Source organism: Alteromonas sp. S167, from assembly GCF_036864375.1.
Classification (GTDB): Bacteria; Pseudomonadota; Gammaproteobacteria; order Enterobacterales; family Alteromonadaceae; genus Alteromonas.
The window spans coordinates 18,470-35,459 of sequence record NZ_JAZETR010000006.1 but is presented as its reverse complement, the minus strand read 5'-3'; the positions used below and the strand labels follow the sequence as shown (position 1 = coordinate 35,459).

Sequence of the window (16,990 nt, the reverse complement as noted above, 5' to 3'; positions counted from 1 at the left end):
TGTAACTTATTTATCATCTATGTTTGCTAAAAAGCGTTCTACTTCGTCAAGACTGCGCGTACGCTTCATATCAGGCAAACTTCCTACAAACGTTTTGGCATAAGGCTTTGTTACCAAGCGGTTGTCACAAATAACCAATACACCTTTATCAGATGGATCTCTTATTAGTCGTCCAGCACCCTGTTTTAACGTAATGACTGCCTGCGGGATCTGAATGACTGCAAAAGGGTTTGCTCCCCGCTTTTTCACATCTTCCATACGTGCTTGCAATAAAGGGTCGTCTGGCGATGCAAAAGGTAGCTTGTCTATCATGACGCACACCAAATCATTCCCGCGTACATCAACACCTTCCCAAAATGCCCCCGTTCCCATTAACACCGCTTTTTCATCAGCTAGATAAGCGTCAAGCAGCGCTTGCTTAGTGGTTGTTCCTTGCACCAACAGAGGGTTGTCTACCTCATCTTCTAGCTTTTCAGCAATTTCGCGAAGCATAGCGTGGCTGGTAAATAATAAAAAGCACCGACCGCGGCTCGCTTTTATCAAGCGCTTAGCCGTTTGCAACAGTGTTTCACGCATAGAAAAACTATTGGGCTCAGGTAAATATCTGGGCACACAGAGCATAGCCTGCTCTGGATAATTAAACGGACTATCTAAACCAAGCGTTTTTGCCTCTTCAAGGCCCATTCGACGTTGAAAATGTTCGAAGCCGCCATTTACCATGAGCGTTGCAGAAGTGAAAACCCACCCTCTTGGTGGCGATGCCACAAAACGGCGAAATTTCGCAGCGATAGAAAGCGGCGTTAAGTGCATAATAAGATGGCGCTGAGTGGTCTCGTACCACAAGCTGACGTTTTCTTGCTTATCATCACTTAACGCATCAAGTTGCTCACGAGCTGCCACTACACGCTCATACATATTGTCTAAGTCTTTATCCCTGCCAATATGCAGTTTGCACACTTCATGTAAAACGCCCAATGCTTCAGCGAGCTTACCCACCTGCATTCGCACGTCATCGCGATTGAGTGCTTCAGCCCAATTGCCACGCTCTGGCGTATCAGGAAACAATAAGCGTAAGTCTGACGCAATCATTCTGCACTTATCAGCCGCTTTATCTAGCTGGCCAGCATCTTTTAATACAGTTCTAAATAAAAGCGTGATGTCTTTGCTAATATCGTGAATTTGGCGCGTAGAAAGAGACTCGCCAAAATAGTCACTCGCAATATCAGGGATTTGGTGTGCTTCGTCGAATATAATTGCATCGGCTTCAGGAATAAGTTCGCCAAACCCAGTGTCTTTCAACGCCATATCGGCGAAAAACAAGTGGTGGTTTACCACAATAATGTCGGCGTCTAGCGCTTTTCTGCGGGCTTTTACTAGATAACAATCTTCATAATCTGGACAGTCTCGTCCCAGACAATTGTCGACGGTAGAGGTAACAAGAGGCAGTACTTTTGCGTCTTCTGGGAGGGTTTTAAGCTCGCCCATATCACCGCTTTTTGTGCTGCTAGACCAACGCTTAACTTCAGAAAGTTGCCCTAATACTTCTTTTTCTACCAGTGTAGAATTTCCACCGTGCTGTGCCAGTCGATGAAGGCACAAGTAATTAGCGCGACCTTTCAGCAAGGCCGTTTTTCTTTTACTACCAAGTGCCTTTTTTACCAGCGGTAAATCTCTGTGAAACAGCTGCTCCTGAAGGTTTTTGGTACCTGTTGACACTATCGCCTTGCCATCGCTTAACAATGCAGGCGCAAGGTAGGCAAATGTTTTACCTGTGCCAGTTCCAGCCTCAACGATTAAGCTACCAGTAGTATCAATCGCATGCTTCACCGCTTTCGCCATTTCAGTTTGAGCGTCACGCGGCACAAAACCTTTTATGGTTTTGGCAAGTAAGCCGTCTGACGAGAATACGTTATTAATAGTAGGCATGTGTAAGCGCTGTATACTTTTTCTAATTCGGCCGCGCATTATGCCAAAAACCTTAATGAATGCCCATTAAAGGTTAATGCATTTGAACTGCTAACTTAGTTTTTTCGCTTCGTGGAAGTACAAAAGTGTATGCATAAACTATCAAAAGATTTTATCTTTTAGAGCAAAATAATTCGCTTTTTTAAATGCGTATTTAGGCGCACTATCCTGACCGTTGATATGACTCCCTTAACATTTCATGAAGGTAAATATGAAAACTTTAGTGTCATTATTTTTAAGCTGTTTGGCAGTGTCGGCATTCGCAAGCGAAGCGAAACCAGCACCCGCAGAACTTGTCACTGAACTTACAGCATTTTGCCAAGAAGTTGCTGAAGAAGACGGAACTAATGGTAAACCGCTTAATGTGTTTTTACTTGAATGCGTAAATGAAGAGCTTGAATCAGAAGGGTTCGAGCCCGTTGACGCCTTGCGTTAATTTACGTCACTAAAAAAACGCGCCTCGCCTTTTTAAGCGAGGCCGTTAGCGTTCGAAAAATGCATCTACCAAATCGGCCAACATTTCTTCCAACTGCTCTTCAAATTCATCAAGTTCTATATCAAAACTGCTCATGTACTTTTCGGCGTTTTCTCTTGATACTGTCGAGTTCTTTATTTGAAATTCAAGCTCAGGTAAAGACTTGTCGTAGCGTGGCTTTATCGTCCAGCGCAAACAATGCCCATGTAAATCCTTGAGCTTCTTTTTCGCAAAAACACAAAACTCTTCTACATAGTCTGTCCCTTGAGGACCAAGACAACCTGGCTCTATTCGATAGAACACTAACAGTTTTTTATACAGCGGGAGTCTGTTTTCCATAGCGCCTTAATGATTAGATAAAATATAAGTATTGGCGAGTTGTTTTAACATTGCCAGTTTAGCGCTTAACGAAAATTTTGTACTGCCAGGGGCCTAGCGATAACTGGGTATTAGCCGAAAACGTGTGGTGCTGGCCAGTAGTAAAATCTATATAGTCACCTTCAAATAAAGTTTCATAGAAGCCAGTGTTAACCGATTCATTTGAAAAATTAATGACTACAAACACCTTTTCATCTGTATTGTGCCTGACGAAGCTAAAAACCTTGTTCATTGCGTTATTAGGCACCTGAATCATTCTCGCGCCATATTCGCCGTTACCAAGCACCACTTTTGATTTTTTAAGCGCAATCAATTCGCGATACAAATCACCAATTTCATGTTCTTGCCATTCAATTGGATCTCGCTCAAAAAACGCAAGGCGCTTCGTTTCTCCTGCTTCTTGCCCATTGTGAATAAGCGGCATACCTTCGCCTATAACAGAGAGCACTATGCTGGCTTCCAACGCATCTCCAAACTGCTCGTACTGTGTGCCGTCCCACGCGTTTTTGTCGTGATTGCTTACAAACGTCATTCTATACGCTTCTTGTGGCCAGCTTCTCTCATTCCATGAATAGTATTTGCGCAAACTGTCTAAACTGCGTTTCCCCATCGCTATTTCATGCATGGTCTCGTTCCATGTCCATGCGTATGTCATGTTAAAGGCTCGTTCGTGCATGTCCCTGTTTTCCCACTCAGCAAGCATAAAAACAGGCTTAATAGCATCTAGCTCACAACGCGCTTGCTGCCAAAAATCATTGGGTACATAACCTGCAACATCATGTCTAAAACCGTCTATATCAAATTCTTTTACCCAATAGCGCATTGCTTGAATCATGTAGTTACGCAAACCTACTTGGGTATAATCAAATTCAATAATGTCACTCCAATCCCACCATGGAGAAGGTCTAAAGTCACCTTTGTAATCTTTTGCGTACCATTGTGGATATTTTTCAACTAATGGATTGTCCCAAGCACTGTGATTGGGTACCCAGTCAATAATGACCTTCATCGACAAATTATGTGCGGTTTTGATGAGAGTATGTAAATCGTCAGCGGTGCCAAACTCCGGATTAATTTGCATATAGTCTTTCACGGCATACGGGCTTCCCAATTTGCCTTTTCGCTCAACTTCACCAATAGGGTGGATAGGCATAAGCCAAATAATGTCTGCACCTAATGACTTTATTCTGGACAACTGCTCAGTGACACCAGCAAATTTGCCTTCGTTTGAAAATTGACGGGTATTAACTTGATATATAACGGCGTGTGACGACCACTCAGGCTGAGTAACTTTGTAGGGTTGAAACGATGTGACTGAATTACCCATTGTGTGGCTCCTATTAATCTCAATAATTACAGAAGGCTAACAAATTGTAGTCGACAACCAAAGACTAAAAAATTGGTAGACTAGCAACACCCAAGATAAACACCCAACCGCCAAAAAATAGTTTTAGCTTTTGCACTGAAAAAGCCAGCACTACATGTTTAGCAAGCATGCCTCCAACAATAGCGCCAATACCGGCAAAAAGAACAACTTCAAAAACTACCGACGGGCTGACAAAAAGGTGATAAGGAAGTGCAGCCCACACTGTAAATGCTGACAAAATGACCGCTACAGCAATGGACATTGTTACGTTAAAACCACGCACAATAAGATAAACTGCAACAAGTTCTCCAACCCCCACCGACAACCACGCAGTAACAATTGCCCCCATAAAGCTTATGAAAGGTAGTGCTAGAATGTCAGTCTTTGTAAGTTCACAAGTAAACTGCGTTCGTTTTAATAACGGAATTGATGCAAATATTGCTAACGAGAGCAAAACAGAAAACACGCCAAACAAAATGTGGAGGTTGTCCAGACCTCCCCACCACTGGGTTAATAATGCAGGTCCTACTTCAGAATACTGGGCAAACAAAATGCCACAAAGTGACGCAGGAACACAGAGTATTAGGGCATTGGGCAACACTTTCCAATGTACGTTAGACTTGTGTTCACTTTTAAAGTAATAGGCCCACGTAAGCGCACCTGCGGTCATGCCACAACATTGAATTCCAAAACTCGTGGCCACAATACTGTCTGGCGAGAATTGAAGGAATTGGAAGAACGGTACGAAGACCACCCCTCCACCAGCACCAGTAGCATTCGCGAAAATGGCGCCAACAACTCCCAGGAATGCAAATACGCCATAATCTTGCATGATTAATATCGGTGACGGCAGAGAAAGAAGCAGCGCCAACCATAAACACATCAAGGCAAGTAATATTATTGGTTTATTGTTTTTTTTAACGACAGAAACCACACTTTTTCCTTCATCAATGAAGCGACTTCAAAAAATCATTGATTGTTTTTCAATCTATTTGAGCAAACTGACTCGTATACACCTTTCAGAAAACGCAAAGGCTTATGATGTTTTGCGCACAGAGTAATATATAAAAACGAGATTACCTATGATTTTGATCCCTTTACCGCAAGTGTTTTTAACGGTGCAATATCAATAATGTTAGAAACGTCGACTTCAGAGCACGGAGTCATCATTAGACTACAGCCAAATCGCTCTGCAACATGGGCTCAAACCAAGTTCTTAATGTGGTCCTTCGCCATTTTTGTGAGCAGTATCGCTACTGCATGGGCGTTTGTCGGCGCTTGGGTTGTGCTGCCCTTTGCTGGAGCTGAAGTATTAGCGTTGATATTGATAATGTACTTGGTTTCCCGTGCTACATATCAATGGCAATTGATAGAGCTTACCGACAAACAGATAAAAATTGAAAACTCGAAGCGTGCAGCCGTGACGTTTTTACGTAGTGCTACACATTTGTACTTTTACGAAGACGTATCGCATGTTCGACTACCAAGGTTGGTATTTAAAACCACGTCACACATGTATGAAATAGGTGATTTTTTAAATGAAACCGACAAGGCAGAATTGCTCAAATTACTGCAGAGTCACGGTGTTATTGTGTGTAAAAACAAATGGTGGTAGCAAGGTTATATGACGCAGAATTAATGATCACTTTTCATTAATTGCGCTAATACATAAAAGTAAACACTGAGGATGCAATCATGAATTTATACATTGAGTCGCTTGAAGGTGGTAACTATTTAGCGTCAACGGGAAACGGCGCTGTACGAACATTAGTGCGAGACAGCAAGGAACAACCAAAAACATTTCACTGCATAAATGAAATAAAGGAGCATTTTTATGCCCAAGAATTCGAACACGTGTGGTTGCGACAGAACACGCCCTATGAAGAAATGGTGGGTCAACATCAACGGCCTGATGCGTTGGAGCTAGAAATAGACTTTTAACGGCTTTTCCAAAGATAAACATGCTCAATCAAAATATTGAGCATGGTTTTTGCGTATACCTTAGCAGATTGTTGTGGTTATTCGCTTATTCTGACTAATATCAGAAGATGCGAATAAAAATCACACCCCACCATGCTAAGGAGAAACGCATGAAATTTAAGTACTTTTTATCCAAGATAACGCTAGCTTTTACTGCGCTCGTGCTGAGTGCCTGTGCTTCAATGGGTGACGGCACTGTCGCAGAAAAAAGACAGGCAATACTCGACATGCAGCAAAATGCACTGACACGCCTTTACAGCGAAAAGCCTGACACTCGCGGTCAAATCAGAGACGCCGCAGGGTATGCGGTTTTCACCAACGCAAACATAAATGTCATATTTTTCGCAGCAGGTACAGGTTATGGCGTTGTAAACAACAATGTAACGGGTGCAAAAACCTATATGAACATGGCCGAGGGTGGCGTAGGGCTTGGGCTTGGTGCCAAGGACTACCGCATTGTGATGGTTTTCCACACTCAAGACGCCATGCGCTATTTCATTGAGAACGGCTGGACAGTTGGAGGAAACGCCGATGTTGCGGCAAAAGCAGGCAATAAAGGCGCATCGGCGGAAGGTGAAGGCTACGTAGGTGATATAACTGTTTACACGATGACTGAAAGTGGCCTTGCACTTCAGGCAACGGTGAAAGGAACAAAATTCTGGAAAGATAAGAATTTAAACTAACTAATAACTTCTCCGCGATCCTGAGCTCGTACGCTTGCGACCCCCACGCTTACGTTAAAAATTTGTAAGCATGGGGGTAATCCTTCATTTCGCATACCTTTTTCAGCAACTAATCTATAACCCATAGCTAAATGCATAAGCGTGGTGCTTTTTGTACAGTTATCGGGGGATTTATTATGTTAGGCAGTTTGAAACAATATACTAGTAAAAAGAAACAGCAATTCAAGATGCTATCGCTTGTGACTACTAGCGCTGCGTTGATGTGCATGAGCGCTTCATCTCAGGCAGGCATTATATCTAGCAGTTTCGGAAATGCGCTTCACATTGACTTACAAATCCTAGAATTATCGCCACTTGCGATCGATTTAGGTAACGCGAGCGGCACAGCTCCGTCGGGATATGACGTGACAAATTCTTTAATTGGTCAAGATCTTACTCTTCCTACACAAGACCCTCGCATTAATGGTACGGTGGATATTTTTAGTGGTAGCGCTAGCTCGACGCTCGAAAATTCTACTCTCGGTGATTTCACTACTATTGGAAGTAGTACTATTGAGGATCTCTCATTTACCCTGCTACAAAATTTTCTGCCAACGCAGGGATTGTCGCTTCCTGCTCTCGACTTTATCAATATATCGAACACTACCCTTAGTTCAACATCAAAAGTCGATGCTTCTTCTAGCTCAGATGGCTACGTGTTTAGCACTGCAGGGTCGTCTGTTGTTGAAAGCATAAACATAAACATACTTGGAAATGATATTACCGCATCGGTAATGGACGGCTCTCCAATTATGAATAACGTGACACTTTTTGATGCTTTAGGGCTTGGGGTCTTCCTCAATGAAGCAACGACGTCTTGTGCCGAATCCTTTTGTACCGAGGAAAGAAGTGCACTTCGTATAAGCTTCGATAGCTTCTCAGTACAAAATTACGTTACCGAGATTCTACAGCAAGATTTTCTAGGTGATGATGTATTAATCTCTGGCAATATTATTTTAGCAAGCTCGCAGGCAACTACCCAGGTAAGTGAACCCTCTGCCGCTTTACTGCTTGCACTTGGTCTTGGTTTAATTGGTCGTCGCAGACTGTTTAACAAAAAGTAACGCCCTACTTTATCGCGTATTGCGCTCGACCCTAATAGAGTTGGGCGCATTTTTCCTTCCCCTTTCCCAATACTTCCTGCTCTCAAGCGCTTTCAGTGAAAACCTCTTTACTTATGTCACAAAAGCTGGGCATATTTTAATCATTCGATTCTTAAAAGGATGTTGGTATGGTTAGCGTAGTTTTCAATCAGAAAGGTGGCGTTGGAAAATCTACAATTAGCACAAACCTTGCAGCATGCTGCGCAAACCTTGGCTTTAAAACATTACTTGTTGATTTAGATTCTCAGGGAAACAGTACTCACTATGCGGGTATCGACGTTACTGAAAACACATTAACCGTAGCAGACATGTTTCGACAAGTAGTAGGCTTTTTCCGCACGCCAAATAAACCCGTTGAGTTTGTGCAAGCCTCACCTTTTGAAAACCTCTTCGTCTTGCCTGCATCTTCAGAACTCTCAGAATTGGAAAGGGAGTTAGAATCGCGTTATAAAATGTTCAAGCTTCGCGAGACCCTAAAAACACTGCGACCGTCTTTCGACTACATTTTTATAGACACGCCACCAAATTTTAATTTTTACTCTAAGGCAGCGTTGATTGCCGCTGATAATTATATCGTTCCTTTCGATTGCGACGCATTTTCAGCTCAGGCTATCACTCGTTTACTTGATAATATTGCTGAATTAAAAGCAGATCATAATCCAGCACTGTCATTTTTGGGTGTTGCTATTAATCAATTTAATAGCCAGGCAAAATTACCCGAATCTTTGGTGAAAGAGCTTGAGAATGAAGGGTTGGAAGTCATTCGGCCGTTTATAAACGCGACAGTAAAGGTAAAAGAGTCACATTCAAAGCGAGTACCCTTGCCTTTCTATTTACCCAATCATAAAGTGACGAAACAGTTCCATGGCCTCTTTGAAACGCTTTATAGTACCAAAGAAAGTATGAGCGAATAACACGATGCTTTGCTCAAAGAGGGCGTTATTAAAGCACCGTTATTAGCAGCTATTTAAAAGAGCCCATTCACGCTTTTGACAGTTAAGCCCCGCTTCAATATTTTGGAGCTAGCTTAAAGCGTCCTATACATTGATATCGATATGCTTTAGTCCATCATCATCTTGTTCAGAGTTTCTTTTACTTTTTTTGTTTCTGTCTGATGCACGTTCAACCACCTCGGTTTTCCTTACCTCTGGTTGCGCATCATTATCGTCTTCAGAAAAATGCTCCGATTTTTTTGTTTTCTGCACTTTCTTTACACGCTCATCAACCTCAACAGGTACCTTGGTGTTGCGTGGTAAAATAGGAAACAAAAGATCGTTGCTCATACATTCCTCTTTATTGCACATAATTGAGAATACGTCACCGGCAAGTTACACCTGTATTATCTTCAACTCATATTCTGTTATCTGCGTTTTTGCATTAAAGCTTTAGGATCACAAACGTTCATATCGAAAAGTTTTACTATATATACTTTTATTTAGACCTATTGGCGAAAAAGAGTTCACTTTTGCCTTGCAAATCTAATTTCAAAACGCTAATGTTTCAGCCGTTCGAAATTAGGATTAAAATTCATCAAATGATTAACTGCGCGGCGAAACATCACCACCATCATAAAGCATAACCTTTCAGGTTCGTGCTGGAAGGTCTATGATTCCTTCCAATGGCGCAGATAAAAAATTCTCGACCCTCGGAAGGAAACTTCCGGGGGTTTTTCGTTTTAGGCGCAATCAAAAGTTAAAATACAACGTGTAAGGAACGTTTCAATGAGTAACAGCAAAAGACTTCGAATTGCCGTACAGAAATCAGGCCGTTTGAGCGATGACAGCATCGCCCTACTTAAGGCGATTGGCATTAAGTTAAACATTCGTGATCGCCTGCTGATTGCGCATTCAACGAACCAGCCAATTGATTTACTTCGCGTTCGCGATGATGACATTCCTGGTCTTGTTATGGATGGCGTTGTTGACCTTGGCTTTATTGGCGAAAACGAGCTAGAAGAAAAAATGCTAGAGCGTAAAGCAGCGGGTAAACCTTTTGAGTATGAAGTGCTTCGTCGCCTTGACTACGGCGGTTGCCGCCTGTCAATTGCAGTACCTAACGAAATGGAGTACGACGGCATCCAATCTCTAGAAGGCAAGAAAGTAGCAACTACCTACCCTTACCTTTTAGAGCGTTATTTCAAAGAGCAAGGAATTAACGCAAAAGCGGTAATGCTTCAGGGGTCAGTTGAGGTTGCACCTCGCGCGGGTGTGGCAGATGCTATCTGCGACTTAGTTTCAACAGGCGCTACACTTGAAGCTAATGGTCTTGTTGAAAAAGACGTAATCTTCCGCAGTAAGGCGGTATTGATCAAGCGTGCCGACGGTGAACTTAGCGACGAAAAAGAAACGCTGGTTAACCGCCTTATGCCGCGTGTTGATGGTGTATTACTAGCAAAAGAAAGCAAGTACATCATGCTACACGCACCCAAAGCGTATTTGGAGCAAGTAAAAAGCCTACTTCCTGGTGCTGAAAACCCAACAGTTCTGCCACTTGCAGGTAACGAAGAGCAGGTTGCTATCCATGTTGTTTCTACAGAAACCTTATTCTGGGAAACCATGGAAAAACTTAAAGCCCTTGGTTGTAGCTCTATTCTTGTAATGCCAATCGAAAAAATGATGGGCTAAAAGGCAGGCAATTATGATTACTTGGTCATCTCTTTCGGCAAATGAGAAAAAACAGGCGTTAGCTCGCCCGGCTATGGCCAATAGCCAACAGTTAAAACAAACCGTGGGCGAGATTATCGCCCGCGTTGAAGCAGAAGGTGACGCGGCAGTACTGGATTACACGCGCAAATTCGACTGCCCGGAGCTTGCTAGCCTTGTACTTTCACAAGACAACATTGATGCTCTTGCCGCCAAGGTTACACCTGAGGTAGCAAACGCCATCGACACAGCGTTTAACAATATAAAAACGTTTCACGAAGCGCAGGTGCCAAGTGACATTGCATTAACCACTACACCAGGTGTTAAATGCGAGCTTCGCTTTACGGCACTTGACGCAGTAGGCCTTTATATTCCAGGTGGCAGCGCACCACTTCCTTCTACCGTGTTGATGCTGGGCGTGCCTGCATTGGTAGCAGGTTGTGAAAATAAACTGCTCTGCACACCGCCAAATAAAGAGCAGTTGATTGCACCTGAAATTGCCTATGCGGCCAGAAAGTGCGGTATCGACAAAATCTTTTTATGTGGTGGCGCGCAAGCGGTTGCCGCTATGGCCTTAGGCACAGACAGCATTCCTCAAGTAGATAAGATTTTTGGCCCAGGAAATAGTTTCGTCACTGAAGCTAAGCAGCAAGTTAGCCATCGTGCTGATGGAGCTGCTATTGATATGCCTGCGGGCCCATCAGAAGTATTGGTACTTGCTGATGAGTTTGCGAACCCAGAGTTTGTGGCGGCAGACCTGCTTTCTCAAGCTGAACACGGTCCAGACTCGCAAGCTATTTTGGTGTCTAACAGTGCCACACTTATTGAAGAGTCGAAAGCTGCGGTTGAACGTCAACTAGGCACATTGTCTCGCGCAGACATCGCTCGCCCAGCGATGGAGAATGCTCGCTATATTTTAGCCGATTCAATTGAACAGGCCATTGAAGCAAGCAATGCCTATGCTGCAGAGCACTTGATTGTGCAAATAGAAAATGCCCGCGATTATTTATCAAAAATTAAGTACGCAGGCTCTATTTTCTTGGGCCCTTGGTCTCCAGAATCTGCTGGTGATTATGCGTCTGGAACCAATCATGTATTGCCTACATACGGCTATTCGAAAAACTATTCTAGCCTTGGGCTCTTAGATTTTATGCGCCGTTACACCATTCAAGAGCTAAGTGCAGACGGAATACGTAATTTAGGCCCTGCAATTATGGCATTAGCAGCCGCCGAAGGGTTAGATGCACATGAACAAGCCGTAGCACTTCGCATGCAGGCACTTAAGCAAGGAGACGCCTAATGTCGACGCTTATCGACAACCTAATTAACGACAACTTGGTGCCGCTAAAGCCTTATGAATCGGCGCGTCGCTTGTTTTCAGGTGGTCAAGACTGGCTTAATGCCAACGAGTCACCTTATGCCAACGAATACAGCGTAGATAGCAGCAACTTTAACCGCTATCCGTCATGTCAGCCCGAAGCGGTAGTGAGTGGATACGCAAACTATGCAGGCCTTGATAAGTCACAGCTTATTGTTACCCGCGGCGCAGATGAAGGCATTGAGTTACTTATTCGCACCTTCTGCACGCCGGGTAAAGACAGCATTCTGATATGCCCGCCTACCTACGGTATGTATGCAATCAGTGCTGAAACCTGTGATGTGGGCGTTAAGAAAGTGCCGCTTAACGACGACTTTAGCCTTAACGTGAATGCTGTATGCGCTGAAGATGACGTTAACGTGATTTTCATCTGTGCGCCCAACAATCCAACCGGTACGCCAGTTGCTCGTGAAGACATTAAAAGCGTGCTCAATCACTTTGCCGATAAAGCACTGGTTGTTGTAGATGAAGCGTATATTGAGTTCGATGCCGACAATACGTGGGCAAATGAGATTAACAACTATCCAAACTTGGTGGTACTTCGTACGCTGTCTAAAGCGTTTGCTCTTGCCGGTCTTCGCTGTGGTTTTACACTTGCTCAGGCACCCGTCGTCCAAGCACTACTTAAAGTGATAGCGCCCTATCCCATTCCAGAGCCAGTAGCGCAGATTGCTGCACAAGCATTGTCGGCAGAGTCGCTGACGTTACTTGAGCTTCAGGTGGCTACCATTAATCGAGAAAAAGAGGCCCTAGCCGAAGCGCTGGCATCTATTGAAGGCTTTGAATTAGTGGGTGATAGACGAGCAAACTTTATCTTATTCCGCTACGCAAAAGCGCAAGCCCTAATGCAGTACTTGGTAAGCCAAGGCATGCTTATTCGCGATCAATCAAAACAGCTTAACTTACAGAACTGTTTACGCGTAAGCATAGGTACTGAAGAGCAAAACCAGCGTTTAATGCAGCTAATTAACGAATTTAAAAATAATGAGGACGCGGCATGAGTCAGCAAGCCATTTTATTTATTGACCGCGACGGTACACTTGTAGAAGAGCCGCCAATAGATAAGCAATTAGATAGTTTAGAGAAGCTTGTATTCGAGCCAAACGTTATTCCTGTGCTACTTAAGCTTAAAGCGGCTGGCTTTAAGTTGGTGATGGTGAGTAACCAAGACGGGTTAGGTACAGACAGTTTCCCGCAAGAAGACTTCGACAAGCCACACAATGCCATGATGGCCATTTTCCAAAGCCAGGGCGTAGTGTTTGACGACGTGCTTATTTGCCCGCACTTCGACGAAGATAACTGCACATGTCGTAAACCCAAGCTTGGCCTAGTGCAAGAATACTTGCAGCAGGGCAAAGTTGATTTCACTCGTTCGTTTGTGATTGGTGACAGAATTACCGATGTACAGCTTGCTGAAAACATGGGTATTCGCAGCTTTCAGTACAATCGCGAAAGCTTAAACTGGAACGATATTCAGAAAAGCTTGCTTGCGTCTTCACGTATTGCAGAAGTGGTGCGTACCACCTCTGAAACCGACATTCGCGTTCGTGTAGATTTAGACTCGCAAGCTAAATCAACCATTCAAACCGGCATGGGCTTTTTTGATCACATGCTTGACCAAATTGCTACCCATGGTGGTTTTGAGTTAAACCTGACTACCGATGGCGATTTGCACATTGATGACCACCACAGCGTAGAAGATACCGCGCTTGCATTAGGTGAAGCGCTTAAAAAGGCACTAGGCGACAAACGCGGTATTGGTCGCTTTGGGTTTGCGTTGCCAATGGATGAGTGTCGTGCGGAATGTATCATGGATATTTCTAACCGCCCTCACCTTAAATTTGATGCTGAATTTAGCCGCGACCAAGTAGGTGAAATGGCCACAGAAATGGTACCACACTTCTTCTACTCGCTTGCACAAAGCATGGGGCTATCACTGCACCTTTCAACCAGCGAAGGCAATGCTCACCACCAGGTAGAAAGCTTATTTAAAGTATTTGGACGTGCGCTGCGTCAAGCTATTACGCGTCAAGGCGATGCACTGCCAAGCAGTAAAGGAGCACTGTAATGTCAGTGGTAAATACCAGCCAGCGACAAAAAATAGTCATAGTGAATACCGGCTGCGCGAATATTTCGTCGGTACGCTTTGCCCTTGAACGCTTGGGCGTTGAAGTGGACGTATCTGACGAAGTAAACGTGATTAAAAGCGCTGACAAAGTGTTTTTACCCGGCGTAGGTACAGCAGCAGCGGCTATGGCAAGCATTAAGCAAAAAGCGCTGACAGAAACGCTTCAATCGCTTACACAACCTGTACTAGGCGTATGTTTAGGCATGCAGCTTATGGTGGAAACCAGCGCCGAAGGTGGCTTTCAAGGCACAGGCAACATCGACTGTTTGAACCTTATGCCCGGGCACGTAGCTCGCATGGAGTCGAATGGCGTGCGCTTACCTCACATGGGATGGAACACCGTTTCTCACAGCAACCAAAGCTTGTTCAAAGGCATCCCACAAGATACGTACTTTTATTTTGTGCATAGCTTTGCGGTACCTGAATACGAGCATACGCTTGCTAGCTGTACTTATGGCAACACCTTTTCAGCCGCCATAAATAAAGACAATTTTTACGGGGTGCAATTTCACCCAGAACGTTCTGGCGAGGCCGGAGCACAATTACTGACTAACTTTGTGAACCTATAATGATTATTCCAGCGATTGATCTTATTGACGGACGCGTAGTACGCCTTTATCAAGGCGACTACGAGCAGAAAACCCAATACGAACTGGACCCAGTAGACGTGGTTCACGACTATGCCGACCAAGGTGCAACCTGGCTGCACATTGTTGACCTAACAGGCGCTAAAGACACCAGTAAACGTCAGCTTTCACTAATTAAGTCTATGGTCGATACCAAGCGCATGAAGTTTCAAGCCGGCGGCGGTATTCGTAGTGAAGAAGAAGTAGCGCAATTATTAGAAACGGGCGTAAGCCGCGTAGTGATTGGTTCTTTGGCGGTAAAACAACCCGAGCTTGTGAAGTCTTGGGTAGAAAAATACGGCCCAGAGCACATTGTATTGGCCCTTGATATCAATATTAGCGACAGCGGTGAAAAGCTTATTGCTACCCACGGTTGGCAAGAGAATTCTGGCGTAGCCCTTGAAGGCTTGCTTGAAGACTTCGCTACAGTAGGCGCAAAGCATGTGCTGTGTACCGACATTAGCCGCGACGGCACGCTACAAGGTGCAAACACTGAGCTGTATCAAGAAATGGCAGCCCGTTTCCCACACGTTAGCTGGCAAGCGTCTGGCGGTATTGGCAGCATCGCTGATATCGAAGCGCTAAAACCCACAAACGTCGGCGGCGTTATTCTTGGGCGCGCACTACTTGAAGGTAAGTTTACGGTGAAGGAGGCTATCGCATGTTGGCAAAACGCATAATACCGTGCCTAGACGTACGCGACGGCAAAGTTGTTAAGGGCGTTCAGTTTAGAAACCATGAAATTATTGGCGATATTGTCCCTCTTGCTGAGCAATATGCGAAAGCAGGTGCTGACGAACTAGTATTCTATGATATTACCGCAAGCTCTGATGCCCGCGTAGTAGATAAGAGCTGGGTAAGCCGTATTGCACAGGTTATTGATATCCCTTTTTGTGTTGCTGGCGGCATTAAGAGTATTGAAGACGCTGGGCGCATTTTGGAAATGGGTGCAGATAAGATTTCGATTAACTCCCCTGCCCTTAATAATCCAGACCTTATTAACCAACTGCACGATGTTTATGGGCAACAGTGTGTAGTTATTGGTATCGACAGTTTCTATAACGAAGCAACCGACCAGTACGAAGTGTATAAATTCACTGGCGATGAGGCCCGTACCCAAAAAAGCCAATGGCAAACCATCGATTGGATTAAAGAGGTTCAGTCGCGCGGCGCTGGTGAAATTGTTCTTAACTGCATGAACCAAGACGGCGTACGCAAAGGCTACGATGTGAAGCAGCTTAAAGCAGTGCGCGATGTCTGTGAAGTGCCCCTAATTGCATCGGGTGGCGCAGGTGAAATTGCCCACTTTACGGATGTGTTTCAACAAGCTGACGTAGATGGCGCGCTTGCAGCGTCAGTATTTCACAAGGGCATCATCAATATTGATGAGTTAAAAGCAGAATTAACCAGCAATGGCGTTGCCATGCGTAAGCGTCACGGATTAACGGCGCAAGCAGAAGGAGTAAACCCGTGATCATTACTGACGAAAACAGCAATAAACTGGCCTGGGACAAAATGGACAACCTACTACCTGCCATTGTGCAAGACGCACTGTCTGGCAAAGTATTGATGCAGGGTTATATGGACCAAGATGCCCTAGCGAAAACCCTTGAAACAGGTAAAGTAACCTTCTTTAGCCGCTCAAAACAGCGTCTTTGGACGAAGGGTGAAACGTCAGGTAACACGCTAGATTTAGTGAGCGTTGCCTGCGACTGCGACCAAGATTCACTGTTGGTACTTGCCAACCCTAACGGCCCGACATGCCACACTGGTGTTGAAAGCTGCTGGTTTGACGGCAACACACCGGCATTTACTTTTCTTGCAGATTTAGAGCGCGTATTGGCTGCCCGTAAAGATGCCGACCCCAAAAGCAGCTATACGGCAAGCCTATACAATAAAGGCATAAAGCGTATTGCACAGAAAGTAGGTGAAGAAGGTGTTGAAACCGCATTGGCCGCTACGGTACACGACAAAGAAGAGCTTAAGAATGAAGCTGCTGACTTGTTGTATCATCTAACAGTGTTACTTCAAGCAAGCGACATGTCGTTAAACGATGCGCTTAATGTGCTTCGAGAGCGCCATAAGTAAGTGACTTAGTAATACTTATTTTATTCGAAATGCCCTTAACGTTGATGCGCTAGGGGTATTTTTTGGTCACCTTCTGACGAAATTGCAATACCCCACCTATATTTCATTACAGTACGTACTGCTTATCAGGCTTAAAGTA

The 16,990-nt window shown here is 44.4% G+C and carries 19 protein-coding genes and 1 other annotated feature; of the genes, 14 read left to right on the top strand and 5 right to left on the bottom strand.

What is annotated here, in order from left to right:
- Positions 1-6: 6 nt before the first annotated feature.
- Positions 7-1,926: an ATP-dependent DNA helicase gene (locus tag V7R35_RS10575; RefSeq protein WP_334014780.1), complete on the bottom strand. Its 1,920-nt coding sequence runs from the start codon at positions 1,924-1,926 to the stop codon at positions 7-9.
- Positions 1,927-2,176: 250 nt separating this feature from the next.
- On the opposite strand from V7R35_RS10575, the gene V7R35_RS10570 reads away from it, so the two are divergent.
- Entirely contained in the window at positions 2,177-2,401 is a 225-nt protein-coding gene (locus V7R35_RS10570; protein ID WP_334014779.1) for a hypothetical protein, read from the top strand.
- A gap of 45 nt (positions 2,402-2,446) precedes the next feature.
- Here V7R35_RS10570 and V7R35_RS10565 read toward each other — a convergent pair whose 3' ends face one another.
- The 3 genes from V7R35_RS10565 to V7R35_RS10555 form a co-directional block, all read right to left on the bottom strand.
- Positions 2,447-2,779 carry a hypothetical protein gene (locus V7R35_RS10565; protein WP_334014778.1) on the bottom strand — a complete coding sequence of 111 codons (333 nt, stop codon included), beginning with the start codon at positions 2,777-2,779 and terminating at the stop codon, positions 2,447-2,449.
- A gap of 58 nt (positions 2,780-2,837) precedes the next feature.
- The gene (locus V7R35_RS10560; RefSeq protein ID WP_334014777.1) at positions 2,838-4,145 is read right to left on the bottom strand and encodes an alpha-amylase family glycosyl hydrolase; all 1,308 of its coding nucleotides are present in this window, start codon (positions 4,143-4,145) and stop codon (positions 2,838-2,840) included.
- 64 nt (positions 4,146-4,209) lie between these two features.
- Positions 4,210-5,118 (bottom strand): sulfite exporter TauE/SafE family protein, encoded by a 909-nt coding sequence (locus tag V7R35_RS10555; protein ID WP_334014776.1) that lies wholly within the window; start codon positions 5,116-5,118, stop codon positions 4,210-4,212.
- A gap of 198 nt (positions 5,119-5,316) precedes the next feature.
- Here V7R35_RS10555 and V7R35_RS10550 point away from each other — a divergent pair, with 198 nt between their 5' ends.
- The 5 genes from V7R35_RS10550 (at position 5,317) to V7R35_RS10530 (ending at position 8,903) form a co-directional block, all read left to right on the top strand.
- A complete protein-coding gene (locus tag V7R35_RS10550; RefSeq protein WP_334014775.1) occupies positions 5,317-5,799 on the top strand; it encodes a DUF2244 domain-containing protein in 483 nt (160 codons plus the stop codon).
- A 53-nt stretch (positions 5,800-5,852) separates the two neighbouring features.
- A complete protein-coding gene (locus V7R35_RS10545) occupies positions 5,853-6,125 on the top strand; it encodes a DUF6482 family protein (protein WP_334015012.1) in 273 nt (90 codons plus the stop codon).
- 149 nt (positions 6,126-6,274) lie between these two features.
- On the top strand, positions 6,275-6,847 hold the full coding sequence (locus V7R35_RS10540; protein WP_334014774.1) for a YSC84-related protein: 573 nt from the start codon (positions 6,275-6,277) through the stop codon (positions 6,845-6,847).
- Positions 6,848-7,023: 176 nt separating this feature from the next.
- A complete protein-coding gene (locus tag V7R35_RS10535; RefSeq protein WP_334014773.1) occupies positions 7,024-7,950 on the top strand; it encodes a hypothetical protein in 927 nt (308 codons plus the stop codon).
- A gap of 167 nt (positions 7,951-8,117) precedes the next feature.
- Positions 8,118-8,903, top strand: coding sequence for a ParA family protein (locus V7R35_RS10530; RefSeq protein ID WP_334014772.1), 786 nt, complete (start codon positions 8,118-8,120; stop codon positions 8,901-8,903).
- Between the two features lie 123 nt (positions 8,904-9,026).
- On the opposite strand, the gene V7R35_RS10525 is transcribed toward V7R35_RS10530, so the two are convergent.
- The gene (locus tag V7R35_RS10525) at positions 9,027-9,272 is read right to left on the bottom strand and encodes a hypothetical protein (protein WP_334014771.1); all 246 of its coding nucleotides are present in this window, start codon (positions 9,270-9,272) and stop codon (positions 9,027-9,029) included.
- Between the two features lie 271 nt (positions 9,273-9,543).
- Positions 9,544-9,660, top strand: a sequence feature (His leader region).
- Between the two features lie 50 nt (positions 9,661-9,710).
- On the opposite strand from V7R35_RS10525, the gene hisG reads away from it, so the two are divergent.
- The 8 genes from hisG to hisIE are packed head-to-tail and all read left to right on the top strand — an operon-like array spanning position 9,711 to position 16,851.
- On the top strand, positions 9,711-10,613 hold the full coding sequence (gene hisG, locus V7R35_RS10520) for an ATP phosphoribosyltransferase (protein WP_334014770.1): 903 nt from the start codon (positions 9,711-9,713) through the stop codon (positions 10,611-10,613).
- 13 nt (positions 10,614-10,626) lie between these two features.
- Positions 10,627-11,931 carry a histidinol dehydrogenase gene (gene hisD / locus V7R35_RS10515; RefSeq protein ID WP_334014769.1) on the top strand — a complete coding sequence of 435 codons (1,305 nt, stop codon included), beginning with the start codon at positions 10,627-10,629 and terminating at the stop codon, positions 11,929-11,931.
- Positions 11,931-13,010 (top strand): histidinol-phosphate transaminase, encoded by a 1,080-nt coding sequence (hisC, locus tag V7R35_RS10510; RefSeq protein ID WP_334014768.1) that lies wholly within the window; start codon positions 11,931-11,933, stop codon positions 13,008-13,010. The genes hisD and hisC overlap by 1 nt, the downstream gene beginning before the upstream one ends.
- Complete coding sequence (hisB, locus tag V7R35_RS10505; protein ID WP_334014767.1) at positions 13,007-14,077, top strand: bifunctional histidinol-phosphatase/imidazoleglycerol-phosphate dehydratase HisB; 1,071 nt, start codon at positions 13,007-13,009, stop codon at positions 14,075-14,077. The genes hisC and hisB overlap by 4 nt, the downstream gene beginning before the upstream one ends.
- Entirely contained in the window at positions 14,077-14,706 is a 630-nt protein-coding gene (gene hisH / locus V7R35_RS10500; RefSeq protein ID WP_334014766.1) for an imidazole glycerol phosphate synthase subunit HisH, read from the top strand. The genes hisB and hisH overlap by 1 nt, the downstream gene beginning before the upstream one ends.
- Positions 14,706-15,443 carry a 1-(5-phosphoribosyl)-5-[(5-phosphoribosylamino)methylideneamino]imidazole-4-carboxamide isomerase gene (hisA, locus tag V7R35_RS10495; protein WP_039225201.1) on the top strand — a complete coding sequence of 246 codons (738 nt, stop codon included), beginning with the start codon at positions 14,706-14,708 and terminating at the stop codon, positions 15,441-15,443. Before hisH ends, hisA begins: the two co-directional genes overlap by 1 nt.
- A complete protein-coding gene (gene hisF / locus V7R35_RS10490; RefSeq protein ID WP_014950033.1) occupies positions 15,425-16,237 on the top strand; it encodes an imidazole glycerol phosphate synthase subunit HisF in 813 nt (270 codons plus the stop codon). Before hisA ends, hisF begins: the two co-directional genes overlap by 19 nt.
- Entirely contained in the window at positions 16,234-16,851 is a 618-nt protein-coding gene (gene hisIE / locus V7R35_RS10485; RefSeq protein ID WP_334014765.1) for a bifunctional phosphoribosyl-AMP cyclohydrolase/phosphoribosyl-ATP diphosphatase HisIE, read from the top strand. Before hisF ends, hisIE begins: the two co-directional genes overlap by 4 nt.
- Positions 16,852-16,990 lie beyond the last annotated feature (139 nt).

What these genes read in the sequence shown, in the direction of transcription:
- V7R35_RS10560 (WP_334014777.1), bottom strand. Translation starts at nt 4,145, where the DNA reads ATGGGTAATTCAGTCACATCGTTTCAACCCTACAAAGTTACTCAGCCT.
- V7R35_RS10540 (WP_334014774.1), top strand. Translation starts at nt 6,275, where the DNA reads ATGAAATTTAAGTACTTTTTATCCAAGATAACGCTAGCTTTTACTGCG.
- hisD (WP_334014769.1), top strand. Translation starts at nt 10,627, where the DNA reads ATGATTACTTGGTCATCTCTTTCGGCAAATGAGAAAAAACAGGCGTTA.
- V7R35_RS10565 (WP_334014778.1), bottom strand. Translation starts at nt 2,779, where the DNA reads ATGGAAAACAGACTCCCGCTGTATAAAAAACTGTTAGTGTTCTATCGA.
- hisC (WP_334014768.1), top strand. Translation starts at nt 11,931, where the DNA reads ATGTCGACGCTTATCGACAACCTAATTAACGACAACTTGGTGCCGCTA.
- V7R35_RS10535 (WP_334014773.1), top strand. Translation starts at nt 7,024, where the DNA reads ATGTTAGGCAGTTTGAAACAATATACTAGTAAAAAGAAACAGCAATTC.
- hisA (WP_039225201.1), top strand. Translation starts at nt 14,706, where the DNA reads ATGATTATTCCAGCGATTGATCTTATTGACGGACGCGTAGTACGCCTT.
- V7R35_RS10525 (WP_334014771.1), bottom strand. Translation starts at nt 9,272, where the DNA reads ATGAGCAACGATCTTTTGTTTCCTATTTTACCACGCAACACCAAGGTA.
- hisF (WP_014950033.1), top strand. Translation starts at nt 15,425, where the DNA reads ATGTTGGCAAAACGCATAATACCGTGCCTAGACGTACGCGACGGCAAA.
- hisH (WP_334014766.1), top strand. Translation starts at nt 14,077, where the DNA reads ATGTCAGTGGTAAATACCAGCCAGCGACAAAAAATAGTCATAGTGAAT.
- V7R35_RS10575 (WP_334014780.1), bottom strand. Translation starts at nt 1,926, where the DNA reads ATGCCTACTATTAATAACGTATTCTCGTCAGACGGCTTACTTGCCAAA.
- V7R35_RS10530 (WP_334014772.1), top strand. Translation starts at nt 8,118, where the DNA reads ATGGTTAGCGTAGTTTTCAATCAGAAAGGTGGCGTTGGAAAATCTACA.
- V7R35_RS10570 (WP_334014779.1), top strand. Translation starts at nt 2,177, where the DNA reads ATGAAAACTTTAGTGTCATTATTTTTAAGCTGTTTGGCAGTGTCGGCA.
- hisB (WP_334014767.1), top strand. Translation starts at nt 13,007, where the DNA reads ATGAGTCAGCAAGCCATTTTATTTATTGACCGCGACGGTACACTTGTA.
- hisG (WP_334014770.1), top strand. Translation starts at nt 9,711, where the DNA reads ATGAGTAACAGCAAAAGACTTCGAATTGCCGTACAGAAATCAGGCCGT.
- V7R35_RS10550 (WP_334014775.1), top strand. Translation starts at nt 5,317, where the DNA reads ATGTTAGAAACGTCGACTTCAGAGCACGGAGTCATCATTAGACTACAG.